The organism is Sphingomonas silueang (genome assembly GCF_040049155.1).
In the GTDB taxonomy this organism is placed as follows: Bacteria; Pseudomonadota; Alphaproteobacteria; order Sphingomonadales; family Sphingomonadaceae; genus Sphingomonas; species Sphingomonas silueang.
Map to the genome: position 1 here is coordinate 110,685 of NZ_JBDZDK010000010.1, position 18,286 is coordinate 128,970.

Annotated in this window: 17 protein-coding genes and 1 other RNA gene; 5 read left to right on the forward strand and 13 right to left on the reverse strand. The window is 68.4% G+C overall.

What is annotated here, in order from left to right; translation table 11 throughout:
- Positions 1–89 precede the first annotated feature (89 nt).
- Positions 90–521 carry an RrF2 family transcriptional regulator gene (locus tag ABLE43_RS11635; protein WP_348978673.1) on the reverse strand — a complete coding sequence of 144 codons (432 nt, stop codon included), beginning with the start codon at positions 519–521 and terminating at the stop codon, positions 90–92.
- 44 nt (positions 522–565) lie between these two features.
- Here ABLE43_RS11635 and ssrA point away from each other — a divergent pair.
- Positions 566–912, forward strand: a transfer-messenger RNA (tmRNA) gene (ssrA, locus tag ABLE43_RS11640).
- 117 nt (positions 913–1,029) lie between these two features.
- Positions 1,030–1,803: a TSUP family transporter gene (locus tag ABLE43_RS11645; protein WP_348978674.1), complete on the forward strand. Its 774-nt coding sequence runs from the start codon at positions 1,030–1,032 to the stop codon at positions 1,801–1,803.
- Between the two features lie 204 nt (positions 1,804–2,007).
- Here ABLE43_RS11645 and pnp read toward each other — a convergent pair whose 3' ends face one another.
- The 10 genes from pnp to rimP all read right to left on the reverse strand — a co-directional run bounded on the left by pnp (position 2,008) and on the right by rimP (position 13,192).
- Complete coding sequence (pnp, locus tag ABLE43_RS11650) at positions 2,008–4,323, reverse strand: polyribonucleotide nucleotidyltransferase (RefSeq protein WP_348978675.1); 2,316 nt, start codon at positions 4,321–4,323, stop codon at positions 2,008–2,010.
- A 228-nt stretch (positions 4,324–4,551) separates the two neighbouring features.
- Positions 4,552–4,821, reverse strand: coding sequence for a 30S ribosomal protein S15 (gene rpsO / locus ABLE43_RS11655; RefSeq protein WP_348978676.1), 270 nt, complete (start codon positions 4,819–4,821; stop codon positions 4,552–4,554).
- Between the two features lie 12 nt (positions 4,822–4,833).
- Positions 4,834–5,835: a tRNA pseudouridine(55) synthase TruB gene (gene truB / locus ABLE43_RS11660; RefSeq protein ID WP_348978677.1), complete on the reverse strand. Its 1,002-nt coding sequence runs from the start codon at positions 5,833–5,835 to the stop codon at positions 4,834–4,836.
- A complete protein-coding gene (locus ABLE43_RS11665) occupies positions 5,835–6,401 on the reverse strand; it encodes a thymidine kinase (protein ID WP_348978678.1) in 567 nt (188 codons plus the stop codon). Before ABLE43_RS11665 ends, truB begins: the two co-directional genes overlap by 1 nt.
- On the reverse strand, positions 6,402–6,803 hold the full coding sequence (gene rbfA / locus ABLE43_RS11670) for a 30S ribosome-binding factor RbfA (protein WP_348978679.1): 402 nt from the start codon (positions 6,801–6,803) through the stop codon (positions 6,402–6,404). It lies immediately after the preceding gene.
- 3 nt (positions 6,804–6,806) lie between these two features.
- Positions 6,807–7,412 carry a hypothetical protein gene (locus ABLE43_RS11675; protein ID WP_348978680.1) on the reverse strand — a complete coding sequence of 202 codons (606 nt, stop codon included), beginning with the start codon at positions 7,410–7,412 and terminating at the stop codon, positions 6,807–6,809.
- Complete coding sequence (gene infB / locus ABLE43_RS11680; protein ID WP_348978681.1) at positions 7,409–10,270, reverse strand: translation initiation factor IF-2; 2,862 nt, start codon at positions 10,268–10,270, stop codon at positions 7,409–7,411. The genes ABLE43_RS11675 and infB overlap by 4 nt, the downstream gene beginning before the upstream one ends.
- 4 nt (positions 10,271–10,274) lie before the next feature.
- Positions 10,275–11,000 carry a DUF448 domain-containing protein gene (locus ABLE43_RS11685; protein WP_348978707.1) on the reverse strand — a complete coding sequence of 242 codons (726 nt, stop codon included), beginning with the start codon at positions 10,998–11,000 and terminating at the stop codon, positions 10,275–10,277.
- A 10-nt stretch (positions 11,001–11,010) separates the two neighbouring features.
- Entirely contained in the window at positions 11,011–12,630 is a 1,620-nt protein-coding gene (nusA, locus tag ABLE43_RS11690; RefSeq protein ID WP_348978682.1) for a transcription termination factor NusA, read from the reverse strand.
- 1 nt (position 12,631) lies between these two features.
- Positions 12,632–13,192 carry a ribosome maturation protein RimP gene (gene rimP, locus ABLE43_RS11695; protein WP_348978683.1) on the reverse strand — a complete coding sequence of 187 codons (561 nt, stop codon included), beginning with the start codon at positions 13,190–13,192 and terminating at the stop codon, positions 12,632–12,634.
- A 188-nt stretch (positions 13,193–13,380) separates the two neighbouring features.
- On the opposite strand from rimP, the gene ABLE43_RS11700 reads away from it, so the two are divergent.
- Positions 13,381–14,562 (forward strand): PQQ-dependent sugar dehydrogenase, encoded by a 1,182-nt coding sequence (locus ABLE43_RS11700; RefSeq protein WP_348978684.1) that lies wholly within the window; start codon positions 13,381–13,383, stop codon positions 14,560–14,562.
- A gap of 516 nt (positions 14,563–15,078) precedes the next feature.
- On the opposite strand, the gene ABLE43_RS11705 is transcribed toward ABLE43_RS11700, so the two are convergent.
- Positions 15,079–15,501, reverse strand: coding sequence for a DUF1810 domain-containing protein (locus ABLE43_RS11705; protein ID WP_348978685.1), 423 nt, complete (start codon positions 15,499–15,501; stop codon positions 15,079–15,081).
- 107 nt (positions 15,502–15,608) lie between these two features.
- Between ABLE43_RS11705 and ABLE43_RS11710 the strand changes: the two genes are divergently transcribed.
- A complete protein-coding gene (locus tag ABLE43_RS11710; protein ID WP_348978686.1) occupies positions 15,609–16,154 on the forward strand; it encodes a carbohydrate binding domain-containing protein in 546 nt (181 codons plus the stop codon).
- Between the two features lie 37 nt (positions 16,155–16,191).
- On the opposite strand, the gene ubiG is transcribed toward ABLE43_RS11710, so the two are convergent.
- Positions 16,192–16,926, reverse strand: coding sequence for a bifunctional 2-polyprenyl-6-hydroxyphenol methylase/3-demethylubiquinol 3-O-methyltransferase UbiG (gene ubiG, locus ABLE43_RS11715; protein WP_425475264.1), 735 nt, complete (start codon positions 16,924–16,926; stop codon positions 16,192–16,194).
- An 86-nt stretch (positions 16,927–17,012) separates the two neighbouring features.
- Here ubiG and ABLE43_RS11720 point away from each other — a divergent pair, with 86 nt between their 5' ends.
- Positions 17,013–18,257 carry an aspartate kinase gene (locus ABLE43_RS11720; protein ID WP_348978688.1) on the forward strand — a complete coding sequence of 415 codons (1,245 nt, stop codon included), beginning with the start codon at positions 17,013–17,015 and terminating at the stop codon, positions 18,255–18,257.
- The last annotated feature ends 29 nt before the right edge of the window (positions 18,258–18,286 follow it).

Sequence of the window (18,286 nt, forward strand, 5' to 3'; positions counted from 1 at the left end):
TCCGGTCCGTTCGTATCGAGCGCAGTCGAGACACCCTGCGCAGCGCTTGCGGCACGTCCCTCGACTTCGCTCGGGACGAACGGCGTGGCTCAGGCCGCCGCCAGTTCCTGCGCCGCCGCCATCGCCAGGCTGGTGCCGTCGAGGATGCGTGCCGTCTCGTCGCGCACCCGCGCCATGGCGAGGCGGATCGCGCAGCTCGCCTCGTCCTTGCAGTCGCCGCAGGGGCGATAGGCGGTGCGGCTGACGCACGGCACCAGCGCCAGCGGCCCCTCGATCACGCGGATGATCTCGCCCAGCGAGATGAGGTGCGCCGGGCGCGACAGATGGTATCCGCCCGCCTTGCCGCGCGTCGAATGCAGGAACCCGGCCTCGCGCAGGTCGGCGAGGATCAGTTCGAGGAACTTGCGCGGCACATTGGCGGCGGTGGCGATCCGGTGCATCGGCATCGGTGCCTCGCCCGCGGGTTGTTCGGCGAGGAACAGCATCGCGCGCAACGCATAGCGGGAACGCTGGGTCAGCATGATCCCATGCCCCATGCCAGTTTGCGCGCTTCTAGGGAAGGGCGGTTCTTTTCAAAGCCGTTTGCGTCGCCTATATCGGTCGGTGACGGCTTCCAGCCGCCTATGGCGATAAACTGCGGCGTGCAATAGACGCAGCGGACCCGGGGGCAGTACCCGGCGGCTCCACCATAAGGTGGTGTTTCTGGACACCGTTTCTGACGGGGCCGAACCAGGATCGACGTGTGTTGAAAAGCGCTGTTTTCGCTCGGAATGGGACCACCGCAACGGCCCATACACACAAGTGCCAACGATAACGAAGCACTCGCGATTGCGGCGTAACTAAGGGCCTCACGGCCTGAAGTTACTCCAAGATAGCGCGGTTGGACCGAACCGGGCAACAGAATCGGATTCCAGCGGCCGCCGGGGGGGCCGGGCAACAGAACCCCCCGGACCTCCGCAAACCAGCGGGGCACCGGGGAACAGAAGCTCCCCACTTTCCGTGATGCTGCGCGTGCGATAGGCCGCCGCCATGGACCTCCAGATCATCCTGCTCCTGATGCTCGTGGCGTTCGTCGCGGGTACGATCGATGCCATGGCGGGCGGCGGCGGGCTGCTGACCTTGCCCGCACTGCTGGCGGCGGGGGTGCCGCCGGTCATGGCGCTCGGCACCAACAAGCTGCAAAGCGTCTGCGGCACGGCGGGCGCGACCTTCGCCTTCTGGCGGCACGGGCAGATCGATCTCCGCCGCTTCGCCTTGCCTGCGCTCGCGTCGCTGATCGGGGCGGGGGTGGGGGCGGCGCTGGTCCAGCGGATCGATCCGGGGTTCCTTGCCGGGCTGCTGCCGATCCTGCTGGTCGCGATGGCGGCCTATTTCCTGTTCGGGCCGAAGCTGTCGGACGTCGACACTCATGTCCGCCTCGCACCCGCCGGGCTGCTGCTCGCGGTCGGTGCGATCGGCATGTACGACGGCTTCTTCGGACCCGGTACCGGATCGTTCTTCACCTTGCTGCTCGTGACTGCCGCGGGCCTCGGCGCGACGCGGGCGGTTGCGCATGCCAAGCTGCTGAACTTCGCCAGCAATCTAGCGGGCATGGCGGTGCTGGTCGCGGGCGGGGCGGTGTGGTGGACGCTCGGCCTTGCCATGGCGGTGGCGAGCATGGCGGGCAACCAGCTCGGCGCGGCGCTGGCGATCCGCTTCGGCGGGCGGGCGATCCGCCCGCTACTGGTGGTGCTGTCGCTGGCGCTGACGGTGAAGCTGGTCAGCGATCCGGCCAATCCGCTCAGGGGCTGGCTGGGGGTCTGAGCCCGCAGCACCGCCTGCGTTTTCGCCCGTCGCGGTCCGTTCGTGTCGAGCGCAGTCGAGACACGCGGGTGCGGCGCTTGCGGCGCGTCCCTCGGCTGCGCCCGGGACGAACGGTTGGGGGCGGGTTCGGGAAAAGCCGCGGCTACCACGAAAAAAGGGGCCCGCGTCGCCGCGAGCCCCCCGTTTCACCCGAAGGTGCCCCGATCAGTTGTCGGTGATGAACGACGGCAGCCCTGCGCCGCCCTCGTCCTTCGCCTCTTCGCGAAGGGGCCCACGGTCGCGGCGCGGGCCACGATCGCCGCCGTCGCGCCGCGGGCCGCGATCGCCGCCCTCGCGCGGGCCACGGTCGCCACGATCACCACGCGGGCCGCGATCCGAACGCTCGCGCGGTTCGCGGGCCGGGCGGGTGTCCTCCAGCTCGGCGCCGGTTTCCTGATCGACGACGCGCATCGACAGGCGCACCTTGCCGCGCGGATCGATCTCGAGGACCTTGACCTTCACCTCCTGCCCTTCGGACAGGACGTCGGCGACCTTCTCGACCCGCTCGTTGCGGATTTCGCTGACGTGGACCAGGCCGTCCTTGCCGCCCATGAAGTTCACGAACGCGCCGAAATCGACGAGGTTGACGACCTTGCCGTTATAGACCTTGCCGACCTCGGCCTCTTCGACCAGGCCCTTGATCCACTTGACCGCCGCCTCGATCTGCGCCGGATCGGACGACGACACCTTGATGACGCCCTCGTCGTCGATGTCGACCTTCGCACCGGTGGTGGCGACGATCTCGCGGATCACCTTGCCACCGGTGCCGATCACTTCGCGGATCTTCGACTTGTCGATCGAGAAGGTCTCGATGCGCGGGGCATGCGCCGACAGCTCGCTGCGGGTCTCGCCCAGCGCCTTGGCCATCTCACCCAGGATGTGCGCGCGGCCCTCGTTCGCCTGGGCGAGGGCGATCTTCATGATCTCCTCGGTGATGCCGGCGATCTTGATGTCCATCTGGAGCGAGGTGATGCCTTCGCTGGTCCCGGCCACCTTGAAGTCCATGTCGCCGAGGTGATCCTCGTCGCCGAGGATGTCGCTGATGACCGCGAAATCCTTGCCCTCGAGGATCAGGCCCATCGCGATGCCCGACACCGGACGCTTGAGCGGCACGCCCGCGTCCATCATCGACAGCGAACCGCCGCAGACCGTCGCCATCGACGACGAGCCGTTCGACTCGGTGATGTCCGACAGGACGCGGATGGTGTAGGGAAATTCCTCCTTCGACGGCAGCACCGGGTTCAGCGCGCGCCATGCGAGCTTGCCATGGCCGACTTCGCGGCGGCCGGGCGCGCCGAAGCGGCCGACTTCACCGACCGAATAGGGCGGGAAGTTGTAGTGCAGCATGAAGCGTTCGTAGTGCAGGCCGTTCAGCCCGTCGATCATCTGCTCCGCATCCTTGGTGCCGAGCGTGGTCGTGCAGATCGCCTGCGTCTCGCCGCGGGTGAACAGCGCCGAACCATGGGTGCGCGGCAGGAAATGGACCATCGCCTCGATCGGGCGCACCGTCTTGGTATCGCGACCGTCGATGCGGCGGCCTTCCTTCAGGATGGCGGTGCGGACGATCTCGGCTTCCAGCTTCTTCACGAGCTTGAGCGTGCCGAGATACTGCGCCGGATCGCTGTCCTTCAGCTCGGCGAAGGCGTCGCGCGCCTTGGTGCGGGCGTCGTTGATCGCGTTCTGGCGCGCCTGCTTGTCGGTCAGCTTGTAGGCGGCGGTCAGGTCCTTGCCGATCAGCGACTTCAGCTTCTTCTTCGCGGCCGACTGGTCGGCGACGGGTTGCAGCTCCCACGGATCCTTCGCGGCCTGTTCGGCCAGGTCGATGATGCAGTTCACGATCTTCTTCGACGCTTCGTGGGCGAACACGACCGCGCCCAGCATCACGTCCTCCGACAGCTCCTTGGCTTCGGATTCGACCATCATCACCGCATTGCCGGTGGCGGCGACGACGAGGTCGAGGTCGCCGTCCTTCACCTGGTCGAGCGTCGGGTTCAGGATGTATTCGCCGTTCTGATAGCCGACGCGCGCCGCGCCGATCGGTCCCATGAACGGCACGCCCGAAATGGTCAGCGCCGCCGACGCCGCGATCATTGCGACGATATCCGGCTCGTTCTCGCCGTCATAGCTCAGCACCTGGGCGATGACGTTGATCTCGTTGTAGAAGCCTTCGGGGAACAGCGGGCGGATCGGGCGATCGATCAGGCGGCTGACCAGCGTTTCCTTTTCGGTCGCGCCGCGCTCGCGCTTGAAGAAGCCGCCGGGGATGCGGCCCGCCGCCGAGTACTTCTCCTGATAATGGACGGTCAGCGGGAAGAAGTCCTGCCCTTCCTTGACCGAACGCGCGGCGGTGACCGCGCAGAGCACCACGGTTTCGCCGAGCGTCGCGATGACCGCGCCGTCGGCCTGACGGGCGACACGGCCCGTTTCGAGGGTCAGCGTCTTGCCGCCCAGGTCCATGGTGCTTTTCTTGATATCGAACATCTTGTTTCCTTCGCGTCCGGCGGCCCTATGCGCGCCGGGGCAGCTTGGGTGGCGGACCACCCCTGGATCAGGCCTTGTGGGCCCGGTGTCCCGCATCGCCGGATTGCGGCGGGACGGCTTGGCCGGACATCCGGTCGCAAAGCCTATACCCCGTTTTCCGGGGAATTTCGCGGGGCAAGTCGTGCCCCATATGGAAAAAGGGCGGCCCGTCCGAGCCGCCCTTGTCCGTTACTTCCGAAGGCCGAGCTTCGCGATCAGCGCGCCGTAGCGCTCCGCGTCCTTCTTCTTCAGATAGTCGAGCAGCGAACGCCGCTTGTTGACCAGCATCAGCAGACCGCGACGCGAGTGATTGTCCTTCGCATGCGTCTTGAAATGCTCGGTCAGGTTCTGGATGCGGTCGGTCAGGATCGCGACCTGCACCTCGGGGCTGCCGGTGTCGCCTTCGGCGCGGGCATGTTCCGAAATCAGCGCCTGGCGGCGCTCGGGAGTGATCGACATCGTACGTCCTTTCTATGCGAGGTTGAAGCCGCGCACGACCCGGGTTTCCCCGGCGAATGTCTCGACCAGCGCGACCGGCACATCGTCCAGCGTCGCGAGGCCCAAACCGTCGTCCGCAGCGAAACCGATCAAGCGAAGCCCCTGACGGAGCCGCCCTGCCTGATCGGCGTCCAGGGTCAGAGCCGGGATGTCGTCCAGCCCCGCCCCCAGTGGCAGGAGCGTTTCTTCAAGCGTGCGCCCCTGACCCATTTCGGCCAGTTTGTCCAGCGAAATGGCGGGCGCGAGGGTGAACGGCCCGGCCTTCGTCCGCCGCAGCATGGTGACATGCCCGACCGTGCCGAGCGCGATCGCGATATCGCGCGCGAGGGAGCGGATATAGGTGCCCTTGGACACATGGGCGGTGAGGGTGAGCTCCCCCAGTTCCTCCCCGCTCGCGGGGAGGGGGACCGCCGGCGCAGCCGGTGGTGGAGGGGGATCGCCGCACATGGTGCGCTCGGGGAGCCCTCCCTCCACCACGCTTCGCGCGGTCCCCCTCCCCGTGCCGGGGCGGATCGTGAGGTCATGGATCGTCACCGCGCGCGTCGCCAGCACCACTGCCTCGCCTTTCCGCGCAAGGTCATAGGCGCGCTCGCCATCGATCTTCAGTGCGGAATAGGCGGGCGGCACCTGTTCGATCGGCCCGGTGAAGCGCGCCAGTACCGCCTCGACGTCGGCCAGCGTCGGGCGCACCGGCGACTCGGCGATCACCCTGCCCTCTAGGTCCAGCGTATCGGTCTGCGTCCCGAAGCGGATGGTGAAGTCATACACCTTCGACGCATCGAGCATCCGCCCGGCGAGCTTCGTCGCCTCGCCCACCGCGACCGGCAGCACGCCCGAGGCCAGCGGGTCGAGCGTGCCGCCGTGCCCGACCTTGAACTTGCCGTATCCGCCGTGGCGCAGCGCGCGCTTGACCGCCGAGACGATCTGGGTCGATCCCGGCCCCACCGGCTTGTCGATGACGATCCAGCCGTGCATCAGCCGCGCATCGCCTCGCAAAAATGGCGGCGGCACAGCGCGACATAGCGGTCGTTGCCGCCGATCTCGGTCTGCTGGCCGTGGCGCACCGCTTGGCCCTCGGCATCGACGCGGAGGTTCATCGTCGCCTTTCGCCCGCAGTCGCACACCGACTTCAGCTCGACCAGCGCATCGGCGATCGCCAGCAGCCGCGCCGATCCGGGGAACAGCTGCCCGAGGAAATCGGTGCGCAGGCCGTAGGCGAGGACCGGCACACCCAGTTCGTCGGCGATTCGAGCGAGCTGATCGACCTGTCGGGGTGTGAGGAACTGGGCCTCGTCGACCAGCACGCAGCTGACCGGGGCGGCCGCGACCGCCGCATACAGGTCGCTGTCGGCATCGAAGGTCGCCGCCGGTGCCGACAGGCCGATGCGCGACCCGATAACGCCTTCGCCCGCGCGCGTATCGATCGCGGCGGTGAACAGCGTCGTCGTGAGGCCCCGCTCGCGATAGTTGAAATCCGCCTGAAGCAAGGTCGTTGATTTGCCCGCGTTCATCGACGCATAATAGAAATAGAGCTTGGCCACTCAGTCCTCGCCGCCGTCACTCTCCAGATCGCGCGCGACCTTGGGATCGCGCAGCAGCTGGTCGATGCGGGTGCCCTCGTCGAAGCTCTCGTCGATCAGGAACTTCAGCCGGGCGGCATATTTCAGGTTCACCCGCTTCGCGACCTCCGACTGGAGATAGGCAGTGTTGGTGCGCAGCGCCTTCAGCACCACCTCCTCGTCCTTGCCGAGGAACGGCTTCACGAAGACGGTCGCGTGGCGCAGGTCGGGCGACATGCGCACTTCGGTAACGGAGACGAAGTGCGAGGCCAGCACGTCGTCATGCACGTCGCCGCGCGCGAGGACGTCCGAAAGGACATGGCGGACCTGTTCGCCGACGCGGAGCAGGCGGACGGAGCGGGTTTCGGAAGTGTTGTCGGTCATGGCTCAATCGAATTGACAGTGGAACCAGTGACTGTCGAGTCGCTGGCACCAGATGGTGCTGCCGTTGAAGATATGGCGCACGTCGGTCGCGACCGGTCCGCCGTTCCAGCCGCGTGCGGCGGCCATGCGACCAGTCGGGTCATGGACGATGCCCGCCCACGCGCCGAGCATGCCGTTGACCGTCAGGAAGGCGGTCCGCGAACCCGCCCGCTCGATCCCGCCGACCCCGGCCGGTGTCGGGCCGCCGCGCAGTACCGCCGCGAACGCCGCGCGTTCCGAGCGGAGCAGCCACCCCGACGGCGCGACATGCGACCAGTAGAGCGCATGCCCCATCGCCCATGCCGCGAACGGCATCGCGACGAACGGCAGGAACGCGGGGAGCAGCGCGGGCAGCCCGGCATGGCGCAACCGCCAGCCCTGCACCACGCCGTCGGCCACCGCCCACAGCCACAGGCAGCCGAGCAGCGGCACGACGACCAGCATCGCCCAGCCGCCCAGCACATTGGCGACGAACAGCGCCGCCGTACCGCCGACCACCCACGCCGTCACCCAGCGCAGCCGGGGGCGGAGCGTGGCGGCGAGAGTTGCCTCTCGCCGCTGGTCGCTCACAGCGTGCGGTCGCGCAGTTCGACCTCATAGGTTTCGAGGAAGTCGCCCGCCTTGATGTCGGTGAAGTTCTGCGTGAACGTGACACCGCACTCCAGACCGGCACGCACTTCGGGGACATCGTCCTTGAAGCGACGCAGCGACGCGATCTCACCCTGATAGATGATGACGTCGTTGCGCGTGATGCGCGCCTTGAGCGCCTTGCGGATGACGCCTTCGACCACCAGCAGACCCGCGGCCTTGCCGTGCTTGCCCGCCGAGAAGACCTCGCGGATTTCGGCGCGGCCGACGACCGTCTCGAACGCTTCCGGACCCAGGGTACCGGCCATGCCCGCACGGATGTCGTCGGTCAGCGTGTAGATGACGTCGTAGTACTTCAACGCCACCTTGTTCCGCTCGGCGATCTCGCGCGCCTTGGCGTTGGGGCGGGTGTTGAAGCCGATGATCGGCGCACCCGATGCCGCCGCCAGCGTCACGTCGCTCTCGGTGATGCCGCCGACGCCCGAATGCAGGATGCGCACCCGGATATCGTCGGTCGAGATCTTGTTGAGCGACCCGACGATGGCTTCGACCGACCCTTGCGTGTCGGCCTTCACCACCAGCGGATATTCGATCGCCTGCTTCGACTTGAGCGCCGAGAACATGCTCTCGAGGCTGGCCGGGGCCTGCGTCGTGCGCTTCTGGAGCGCCACGCCCTGACGATATTCGGCGACCTCGCGGGCACGTGCCTCGTTCTCGACCACCTGCAACGGATCGCCCGCCATCGGCACGCCCGACAGGCCCAGCACCTCGACCGGGGTCGAGGGACCGGCGACCTTCACCTGACGCCCCTTGTCGTCGATCAGCGCGCGGACCTTGCCGCTCTCGGCACCCACGACGAACACGTCGCCGACCTTGAGCGTGCCGCGCCGCACCAGCACGGTAGCGACGGGTCCGCGACCCTTGTCCAGCTTCGCCTCGATCACGCTGGCTTCCGCCGGGCGATCGGGGTTGGCCTGCAACTCGAGCAGTTCGGCCTGGAGCTGGATCTTCTCGATCAGCTGGTCGAGACCGGTCTTCTTGAGCGCCGAGACTTCGACGTCCTGCGTCTCGCCGCCCATCTCCTCGACCTGCACGTCATGTTCGAGCAGGCGTTCGCGGATGCGCTGCGGGTTCGCCTCGTGCTTGTCGACCTTGTTGATCGCGACGATCATCGGCTTGCCCGCGGCGCGGGTGTGATGGATCGCCTCGATCGTCTGCGGCATCAGCCCGTCGTCGGCGGCGACCGCGAGGATCACGATGTCGGTCACGTCGGCACCGCGCGCGCGCATCTCACTGAACGCTTCGTGGCCGGGCGTGTCGAGGAAGGTGATCTTCGACTTGTCCTTCAGCGTCACCTGATACGCACCGATGTGCTGGGTGATGCCGCCCGCCTCGCCGCGCACCACGTCGGTACCGCGCAGCGCGTCGAGCAGCGAGGTCTTGCCGTGGTCGACATGGCCCATGATCGTGACGACCGGCGGACGCGGCTGGAGCGCCTCGGCGGCATCCTCGGTCGTGTCGAGCGCGAGGTCGACGTCCGAATCGCTGACACGGACGATATTGTGGCCGAATTCGGTGACGAGCAGCTCGGCGGTGTCCTGATCGATCGCCGCGTTGATCGTGACGGGCATGCCCATCTTGAACAGCGCCTTGACCAGATCGGCACCCTTTTCCGCCATGCGGTTGGCGAGTTCGCCGACCGTGATCGTCTCGGGCACCTGCACGTCGCGAACCTGCTTGACCTGCGGCTCGCGCGGGCCGCCGAAGCCGCGCTTCTCCTTTTCACGCGCCCGCTTGAGCGCGGCGAGGCTGCGCGAACGTGCGCCGTCGTCGCCCAGGGCACGGGTGACGGTCAGCTTGCCCGACTGGCGGCGATCGTCGCCCTTGCGGTCGCGCGAAGGCGCGGGCCGTGCCGGTTCGTTGCGACGCGGCGTCGCCTGGCCGGTGCCGGTCGGCGCAGGCCGTGCGGCCTGTCCGCCCGCCGCCGGACGCGCCGCCGGGGCCGCCGCCGCCGTGGGGGCGGGTTCGGGCTTCGGCTCGGGCTTGGGCTGCGGCTTGGGGATTTCCGGACGCTGCACCGGGGTGAAGCGGCGCGGCGCGGGCCGGTTGGGGTCCGCGGTCAGGATGATCGGCTGCGGTGCGGGCGCAGGGGCCGGCGCGGCACGCGGCGCGGGGCGCGCGGGTGCCGGGGCGGGCTTTGCCGCGACCGGGGCAGGCGCGGGGGCCGGGGTCGGCGCAGGCGCGGGCCTGGTCGCCACCGGCGCAGGTGCGGGGGCAGGGGCCGGAGCAGGCTCGGGCGCAGGCGCAGCCGCGGGTTCCGGCGTCGCGACCGGGGCCGGAGCCGGTTCCGGGGCGGCGACGGGCGCGGGCGTCGGCTCGGGGGCCGGTTCCGGCTTCGGCGCGGCGGCGGCGCGCGCCTTTTCCTCGGCACGCAGACGCTCGGCCTCGGCGGCTTCGCGGGCGAGGCGTTCGTCGCGACGGCGATTTTCCTCGAGCGCGTTCATCCGCGCTTCCTCGGCCTCGCGCAGCAGCTTGGCCTGAAGCTCGTGCCGCGACAGCCCGGCGTTGCTCGCGACCGGGCGCGGCGGCGGGGCCACCGGCGCCGGTGCGGCGCGGGCGGGCGCGGGGGCAGGCGTCGGGGTCGGCGCGGGCGCGGCGGTTTCCGCACCCTGTTCCTCGCCGGGACGGCGGAGTTCGCGGCGGCGCTTCACCTCCACGACCACCGTGTTCGACCGGCCATGGCTGAAGCTCTGCTTCACCTTGCCCGTCTCCACCGTGCGCTTGAGGCCGAGCGACGGGCGCGTGCCCAGCTTCGGCTTGTCGTTGTCGATGTCGCTCATCCGGTTACTCAGGTTCCTGCTTCAATTGGTCGAGGCCAACGCGACCGGCATCGGGGATGCCGGAAGATTGCGCCGTCGATGCGCCCTGCGAAACGCTTTCGCAAGCCACGGGGATAGGTTCGGGTCCGATAAAGTGCAGCCAGCGGGACAGTGCGTCATCGGCGCGCTGTGCCGCCCGTGCGTCGGTCAATCCGACATGTACCACATTTTCGCGCCCAAGCGCCAACGACAATATGGTGCGCGGGACCGGCAATGCCAATCCCCTGCGCCCCGATCCTTCGTCGTCGGTGCCGACGCGCCATGCCTGCGCCAGCTTGGCCGCGCCGTCGGCGGCGGCGTCGGACGCATGGTACAGCGCATACAGCCTGCCGCTGCGCGCCGCCTTGTCGATCGCGGTGCCGCCGATCACGACGAAGCCCGACTTGGCCTCGAGTCCCAGCCGGTCGAGCGCGTGGCGGCGCAGGGCGTCCTCGATCCGCTGCGGCAGATCGTCGGGAATCGTCAGCGCAGCCTCCTTGAACGCCCGCGCCAGCGCGCCCCGCAACCGGCCCTTGGCCATCGCGGTTTCGAGCGTCGCCCTGTCCACGCCGATCCACGCGCCGCGGCCGGGGGCCTTGGCACGGACATCGGGCAGCACCAGCCCGTCGGGCGAGAGTGCAAGCCGCACCAGCCCCTCGCGCGGGCCATGCTCGCGCGAGAGGATGCAGCTACGCTCGGGGCTATCGGTCAGCCGAGGCGTATCATTGTCCGGATTCCGCAACAGCGTCCTCCGAAGTCTCGGCGGCGTCGTCATCGGCGAACCAATGCGCGCGCGCGGCCATGATGATCTCGTTGCCCTGTTCGTCGCTCAGCCCATATTCCGCGAGGATACCGCCCTTGGGTGCTTCGCGCTTGGGTGCATCGTCGCCGCGACGGCGGGGTTCGGCCTTCTTCTTCTCGACCAGTTCGTCGGTCGCGAGGTCGGCCAGATCGTCGAGCGTCTTGATCCCCGCCTTGCCGAGCGTGACCAGCATCGCCTCGGTCAGGTACGGCAGTTCGGCCAGCGCATCCTCGACGCCGAGCGCGGTGCGCTCCTCGCGGGCGGCCTGTTCGCGGCGCTCGATCGCTTCCTGCGCGCGGCTTTGCAGCTCCTGCGCGAGATCCTCGTCGAAGCCCTCGATCGCGGCCAGTTCCTCGATCTCGACATAGGCGACCTCTTCCAGCTCGCCGAAGCCCTCGGCGACCAGCAGCTGCGCCAGCGTCTCGTCCACGTCCAGCTCGCGCTCGAACATGCCGGAACGCTCGATGAATTCCTTCTGGCGCTTCTCGGAAGCATCGGCCTCGGTCAGGATGTCGATCGCCTTGCCGGTCAGCTGGCTGGCGAGGCGCACGTTCTGGCCGCGACGACCGATCGCGAGGCTGAGCTGATCGTCGGGCACGACCACCTCGATCCGGTCCTCTTCCTCGTCGAGCACCACGCGCGCGACATTGGCGGGCTGAAGCGCGTTGACGACGAAGGTCGCGGTGTCGGGCGACCACGGGATGATGTCGATCTTCTCGCCCTGCATCTCCTGCACGACGGCCTGCACGCGGCTGCCCTTCATGCCGACGCAGGCGCCGACCGGATCGATCGAGCCGTCATGGCTGATGACGCCGATCTTGGCGCGCGAACCCGGATCGCGTGCCGCCGCCTTGATCTCGATGATTCCGTCGTAGATTTCGGGCACTTCCTGCGCGAACAGCTTCTTCATGAAGTCGGGGTGCGCGCGGGACAGGAAAATCTGGGGCCCGCGATTCTCGCGGCGCACGTTCAGGATCAGCGAGCGGACGCGATCGCCGACGCGGACGGCTTCCCGCGGGATCTGCTGGTCGCGGCGGATGACGCCCTCGGCCCGGCCCAGATCGACCACGACATGGCCGAACTCGACGCGCTTGACGACGCCGGTGATGATCTCGCCCTGGCGGTCCTTGAACTCCTCGAACTGGCGCTCGCGCTCGGCGTCGCGCACCTTCTGGAGGATGACCTGCTTCGATGCCTGCGCCTGGATGCGGCCGAATTCGATCGGGGGCAGCGGATCGACGATATAGTCGCCGATGGTCGCGCCCTTCTGGAGCTTCTGCGCGTCCTTCTCGCCGATCTGCTTGAAGTGATCGTCGACCAGCTCGACGACCTCGAGCACGCGCCACAGCCGCAGGTCGCCGCTGTTGGGGTCGAGCTTCGCGCGGATGTCGTTCTCGGAACCGTAGCGGGTCTTGGCGGCGCGCTGGATCGCGTCCTCCATCGCCTCGATCACGATCGCCTTGTCGATCATCTTTTCCGAAGCGACCGAATTCGCGATCGCGATCAGTTCCGCGCGATTGGCGGTGACGGCGGTGGCCATGTCAGTTCAGTCCTTGGCTGTCGGCCGCATCGTCGTCGGCCGGTTCGTCTTCATATTCGTCGGCGCCCTCGGTCGAGAGCGGTGCGGTCGCTGCCAGCAGCGCATCGGTGATGAGGAGCTTGGCATCGGCGATCATCGCGAAGGGCACGGTCATCGCCCGGTGCTTGCGCACGTCGATCGTCACCTGATCGCCGTCGGTGCCCAGCAATATGCCGGTCAGCTGCTTGCGACTGTCGATCGTCTCGGTCAGCGTCACGCGCGCCTCGAACCCCTTCCAGTCGTCGTAATCGGCAAGGCGCGTCAGCGGCCGGTCGATGCCGGGCGACGATACCTCCAGCCGATACGCCTCCTCGATCGGGTCGTGCTCGTCCATCAGGTCCGAGATGCGGCGCGAGAGTTCGGCGCAATCCTCGATCGTCAGCTGGCGCGTGTCGGGGCGTTCGGCCATCACCTGAAGCGTGGGATCGGACTTGCCGCCCATCATCTTGACGCGCACCAGCGCGAAGCCCAGCGCCCTGGCCTCCGGTTCGATCAGTCGCGTCAGTTCGGCGATATCCGCCATGCCGTCTCCACAGGTTACGCCGCCTCGCTGCCGGTCCCTGGCGGAACCGGCCTCGGCACGTTGACGATGTCGAGGAAGCACTGGCCATATATGTAAAAAACCATGTCCCGGCAAGGGGCATCGGGAGCGGGTGCGGGTGCCGCGCGTTGGCGCGGATCATGTCGTTCCCGAATCGAGAGGCCTGCCGCATGTCGCCGTTCCGTTCGCTGATCCCCGCCGCCGTGCTGTTGGCCGCCTGCAACGCCGGGGGCGAGCTGGACGCGCAGCCTGGCCCGGCCACCGCGCCGGTCGCGTCCACCGCCACCCCGGCGCAGGGCGGGCTGCCCTTCACGGTCACGCCGGTGGCCGATTTCGACGCGCCCTGGGCGCTCGCCTTCCTGCCCGACGGGCGGATGCTGGTGACGGAGAAGAAGGGGCAGATGCTGCTGGTCAGCGCCGACGGGCGGCAGCGGCAGGTGGTGGCGACGATCCCGGTCGATTCGGCGGGGCAGGGCGGGTTGATGGACGTGGTGCCCGCGCCCGATTTCGCCAGCAGCGGGCGGGTCTATTTCAGCTATTCGGCCGCGGGTGAGGGCGGCAAGGGCGTCGTGCTGGCGCGGGGCCGCCTGCGCGCCGCCGGGGGCGGCAACGGCGGTGAGATGCGGCTGGGCGAGATCGAGGCGCTGTTCCGCGCGACGCCGTTCGTCGGCGGCGACGGTCATTATTCGGGCCGCATCGCCTTTGCGCCGGACGGGCAGCACCTGTTCTTCACCAACGGCGAGCGGCAGAAGTTCGATCCGGCGCAGGACCCGAAGGCGACGCTCGGCAAGGTGCTGCGCCTGACGCTGGACGGCAAGCCCGCGGGCGATCCGGGGCTGACCGCCAAGGGCTTCCATCCGGCGGTCTGGTCCTATGGCCATCGCAACCTGCTGGGCATCGCGTTCGACGCACAGGGCAATCTGTGGGAGCAGGAGATGGGGCCGAAGGGCGGCGACGAGGTCAACCTGATCCTGCCCGGGCGCAACTACGGCTATCCGCTGGTGTCGGACGGCGACCATTATGACGGTCGCCCGATCCCGCGCCACGCGACCCGGCCCGATCTCGAGGCGCTCAAGGTCAGCTGGAACCCGGTGATCTCGCCCGGCGGGCTGATCGTCTATTCAGGCGCGATGTTTCCGCAGTGGCGGGGCGACCTGTTCATCGGCGGCCTGTCGAGCCAGGCGCTGGTCCGGGTCGATGTGAACGGCACGAACGCGACCAAGGGCGACCAGTGGGACATGGGCGCGCGCATCCGCGACGTGGAGCAGGGGCCGGACGGCGCGATCTGGGTGATCGAGGACGGCAAGGACGCTTCGCAGGGACGGCTGTTGAAGCTGACCGCGCCGCGGTGACGCTGCCGCCACCCGGTCCATCGCGCCGTGCGGCGGATCGGGCACGGCGGCCCCGGGACCGATCGACCTTCATGCCTCAATCGTCACCCCGGACGTGTTCCGGGGTCCACGGCGCGGCAATCGGTGCTGTTAGAGCGTGATGACGTGATGTTGACCCGTCGTGACGGAGCGGAATGTCGTTCGTGGACAGGAGCGAGGAAGGAACGGGGCTTTGCCCCCGTGACGGACGAGCGACGACGCCACGGACGACATTCCGCCCGCCGCGCCGCGGTTGTCCTGAGCCGCCCGCCGGACGTCGTCGCGCCGCTTGCACGGGCTACCAGCCCGCGTTGCGCGCCGCTCCTCGCCGACGAACGGCTCAGGACAATCACGATGGGTCAACATCACGTCATCACGCTCTAAAGCCTCTATCGGCCGCAATTGCGGCTGGGTGGACCCTGGAATAAGTCCGGGGTGGCAAGAATAGCGGCTCCATCGATGACGAATGACGCGCGACTGCCGAATGTCGATCGGCCCTCAGCGCAGCATGTCCAGCGTCCGTTCGTCCCGCTCGCCGTCGTAGAAGGCGTCGAGCACCGCGCCGAACGTCGCGCGCGCATCGCCCGTGGCCACCGCCTCGAACAAGGTCATCGCCGAGCGCAGCTTCATCGCGTCGGTCTCGCCGAGGATGCGTTCGATATCGCGGCCCTCGTGGCCGAGCAGCGCCTCCGCCGCCTCGACCAGCCGGGGCCCGAGCACCGGATGTGCCAGATACGCCCGCGCCTCGTCCGCATCGGCGATGCCATAGCGCTGCGCGATCGTGCTGAAGCCCAGCCCGCGCAGCTGCGGCAGGATGAACCACATCCAGTGGCCGCGTTTCTCGCCCTCGACCAGTTCGGCAAGCGCCTGGTCCCAGGTCGTGCGCTGCGCTTCCACGAATCGATCGAGCGGTTCGGCCATGCGGTCATTCTATCGGTTGAGACGGACGAAACAATCCATTGCTTGCGTGCCACGGCTTCGATTGTCTAGCCTTGTCAACGGTCATCAGAACCGAATGGGAGAGGGACATGCGTTACATGGGAGCGTTCGCCGTGGCGGCGGCGCTGGTCGCCGCGCCGGTCGTGGCACAGAGCGCCGAGGATTTCGCCGCCAAGGTCATCAACGCGCCGTTGCCCGCCAGCCTGATCGCCTATGGCACGGCGACGCCGCCGTCGGTGGTGCGGGTGAGCGGGGTGGACGGGGGCAAGGCCGTCCGCATTCCGATTGCCGGTGCCGACAAGGAACCGTGGAAGATCGGCCTGCAATCCACGACGACGCAGGCGGTGAAGAAGGGCGACCGGTTGGTCGTCGCCTTCTATGCGCGCGCCAGCGGCATGCCGGCAGGCACCAAGGCCAGAATCGCCAACGCGACGATCCAGCTGTCCAAGGCCCCCTATACGACCGTGTTCGGCGAACCGGTCGAGGTCGGCGACCAGTTCGAGTTCCTCCAGGTCGCCGGGCGAGTCGATCGCGACTATGCCCCCGGCGAGCTGAACGCCTCGCTGCAACTGGCGACCGGCAAGCAGGTGTTCGAGTTCGGGCCGATGTTCATCATCAACCTCGACAGGAAATGACGGCCGCGCCCCGTCCGTCGCGGCACGGGCGGGGCGATCACGCCGCGCGGGTCGCGGTCAGGAAATAGTCGAGCGCGATATCGTCCGACAGCACGAACCCCTGCGTCGGCGAAAAGGCGAGGCCGCTGGGTGCCGACACCGTCAGCCCCGCCGCGCGCAGATGCGCGGTCAGTTCGTCGGGCGTCAGGAACCGTTCCCAGTCGTGCGTGCCGCGCGGGATCATGCCGACCCCCTCCGCCACGGTAATCATCGCGAGGCGCGACAGCGCGGTGCGGTTGGGCGTGGAGACGACCAGCAGCCCGCCCGGCGCGACCGCATCGGCCAGCCCCTTGGCGAACGCCGCCGGATCGGCGACATGCTCGATCACCTCCAGCGAGGTGACGAGATCGAAGGTCCGCCCGGCCACCGCCTCCACGCCGCCCGCCAGATATTCGATGTCGAGCCCCGCCGCCGCCGCATGCGCCGCCGCCGCACCGATATTCTCGGGCGCGGCATCGACGCCGGTGACGCTCGCCCCCAGCCGCGCCAGCGGTTCGGCGAGCAGCCCCGCCCCGCAGCCGACGTCCAGCGCGCGCCGACCCGCCAGCGGCGCGAAGCCCGCCACGTCGCCGTCCCAGTGCCGGTCGATCGCCGCGCGGAGGAAGGCGAGCCGCACCGGGTTCAGCCGGTGGAGCATCGCCGAGCTGCCTTTCGGGTTCCACCAGTCGGCGGCAAGCGCGCCGAAATGGGCGGCTTCGCGCTCCACGACACTAGATTGCGCAGGGCTGGCTATTTGCGCACCAAAGTTTGCGTTGCTTGCGTTCGTCATCGGCACCTCCTATCAGCCGCCGCCATTCCAAGGAAGAATGGCAGTTACGCATGGCGCGGATCGTGATGAAGTTCGGTGGCACCTCGATGGCGGGGATCGAACGCATTCGCAACGTCGCCGAGCGCGTGAAGCGCGAGGTCGAGGCGGGCAATCAGGTGGCGGTCGTCGTATCGGCGATGGCGGGCGAGACCGACCGGCTGGTCGGCTTCTGCCGCGAGGCGTCGCCGCTGTACGACCCGCGCGAATATGACGCGGTGGTATCGTCGGGCGAACAGGTGACGAGCGGGCTGCTCGCCATCGCGTTGCAGGCGATCGGCGTGCCGGCGCGCTCGTGGCTCGGCTGGCAGTTGCCGATCGCCACCAGCGACGCGCATGCCACCGCGCGGATCGAATCGATCGATACCACCGCGCTCGACGCCAGCCTCGCGAGCGGCGAGGTGGCGGTGATCCCCGGTTTCCAGGGCGTGACCGAGGGCGGACGCATCACCACGCTGGGGCGCGGCGGATCGGACACCTCGGCGGTGGCGATGGCGGCGGCGATGCAGGCCGACCGCTGCGACATCTACACCGATGTCGACGGCGTCTACACCACCGACCCGCGCATCGTGCCGCGCGCGCGCAAACTCAAGCGCGTGACGTACGAGGAAATGCTCGAACTGGCGTCGGTCGGCGCCAAGGTGCTCCAGACCCGCTCGGTCGGGCTGGCGATGAAGGAACAGGTCCGCGTGCGCGTGCTGTCGTCGTTCGACGATAGCCGCGACGAGGACGGCTATCGTGGAACGCTGATCGTCGGCGAAGAGGAAGTGACGGACATGGAACGGCAGCTCATCACGGGGATCGCCCACGACAAGAACGAGGCGAAGATCACGCTGGTCGCCGTGCCCGACCGCCCCGGCGCGGTCGCGTCGATCTTCGCGCCGCTGGCGGAAGCGGGAATCAACGTCGACATGATCGTGCAGAACATCGCCCATTCGGCGGGGTCGACCGACGTGACCTTCACCGTGCCGTCGGCCGAACTGGCGCGCGCGCTGGACACGCTGGACAAGGCGAGCGGCGACATCGGCTATGAGAAGGTGATCCACAACACGCGGGTCGCCAAGATCTCGGTCGTCGGCGTCGGCATGCGCAGCCATGCGGGCGTGGCCTCCACGATGTTCACGACGCTGGGCGAGCGCGGGATCAACATCCAGGCGATCACCACCTCCGAGATCAAGGTCAGCGTGCTGATCGAGGAGGATTATACCGAACTGGCGGTGCGCGTGCTGCACACCGCCTACGGGCTGGACGCGGAGTAACGCTCCACATCCTCCCCGGCACGGGGAGG

Excerpts from the sequence above, each read along its gene's own strand:
- ABLE43_RS11710 (WP_348978686.1), top strand. The coding sequence starts at position 15,609 with ATGCGTTACATGGGAGCGTTCGCCGTGGCGGCGGCGCTGGTCGCCGCG.
- rbfA (WP_348978679.1), bottom strand. The coding sequence starts at position 6,803 with ATGACCGACAACACTTCCGAAACCCGCTCCGTCCGCCTGCTCCGCGTC.
- pnp (WP_348978675.1), bottom strand. The coding sequence starts at position 4,323 with ATGTTCGATATCAAGAAAAGCACCATGGACCTGGGCGGCAAGACGCTG.
- ABLE43_RS11705 (WP_348978685.1), bottom strand. The coding sequence starts at position 15,501 with ATGGCCGAACCGCTCGATCGATTCGTGGAAGCGCAGCGCACGACCTGG.
- rimP (WP_348978683.1), bottom strand. The coding sequence starts at position 13,192 with ATGGCGGATATCGCCGAACTGACGCGACTGATCGAACCGGAGGCCAGG.
- ABLE43_RS11635 (WP_348978673.1), bottom strand. The coding sequence starts at position 521 with ATGCTGACCCAGCGTTCCCGCTATGCGTTGCGCGCGATGCTGTTCCTC.
- rpsO (WP_348978676.1), bottom strand. The coding sequence starts at position 4,821 with ATGTCGATCACTCCCGAGCGCCGCCAGGCGCTGATTTCGGAACATGCC.
- nusA (WP_348978682.1), bottom strand. The coding sequence starts at position 12,630 with ATGGCCACCGCCGTCACCGCCAATCGCGCGGAACTGATCGCGATCGCG.
- ABLE43_RS11700 (WP_348978684.1), top strand. The coding sequence starts at position 13,381 with ATGTCGCCGTTCCGTTCGCTGATCCCCGCCGCCGTGCTGTTGGCCGCC.
- infB (WP_348978681.1), bottom strand. The coding sequence starts at position 10,270 with ATGAGCGACATCGACAACGACAAGCCGAAGCTGGGCACGCGCCCGTCG.
- truB (WP_348978677.1), bottom strand. The coding sequence starts at position 5,835 with ATGCACGGCTGGATCGTCATCGACAAGCCGGTGGGGCCGGGATCGACC.
- ABLE43_RS11645 (WP_348978674.1), top strand. The coding sequence starts at position 1,030 with ATGGACCTCCAGATCATCCTGCTCCTGATGCTCGTGGCGTTCGTCGCG.
- ABLE43_RS11720 (WP_348978688.1), top strand. The coding sequence starts at position 17,013 with ATGGCGCGGATCGTGATGAAGTTCGGTGGCACCTCGATGGCGGGGATC.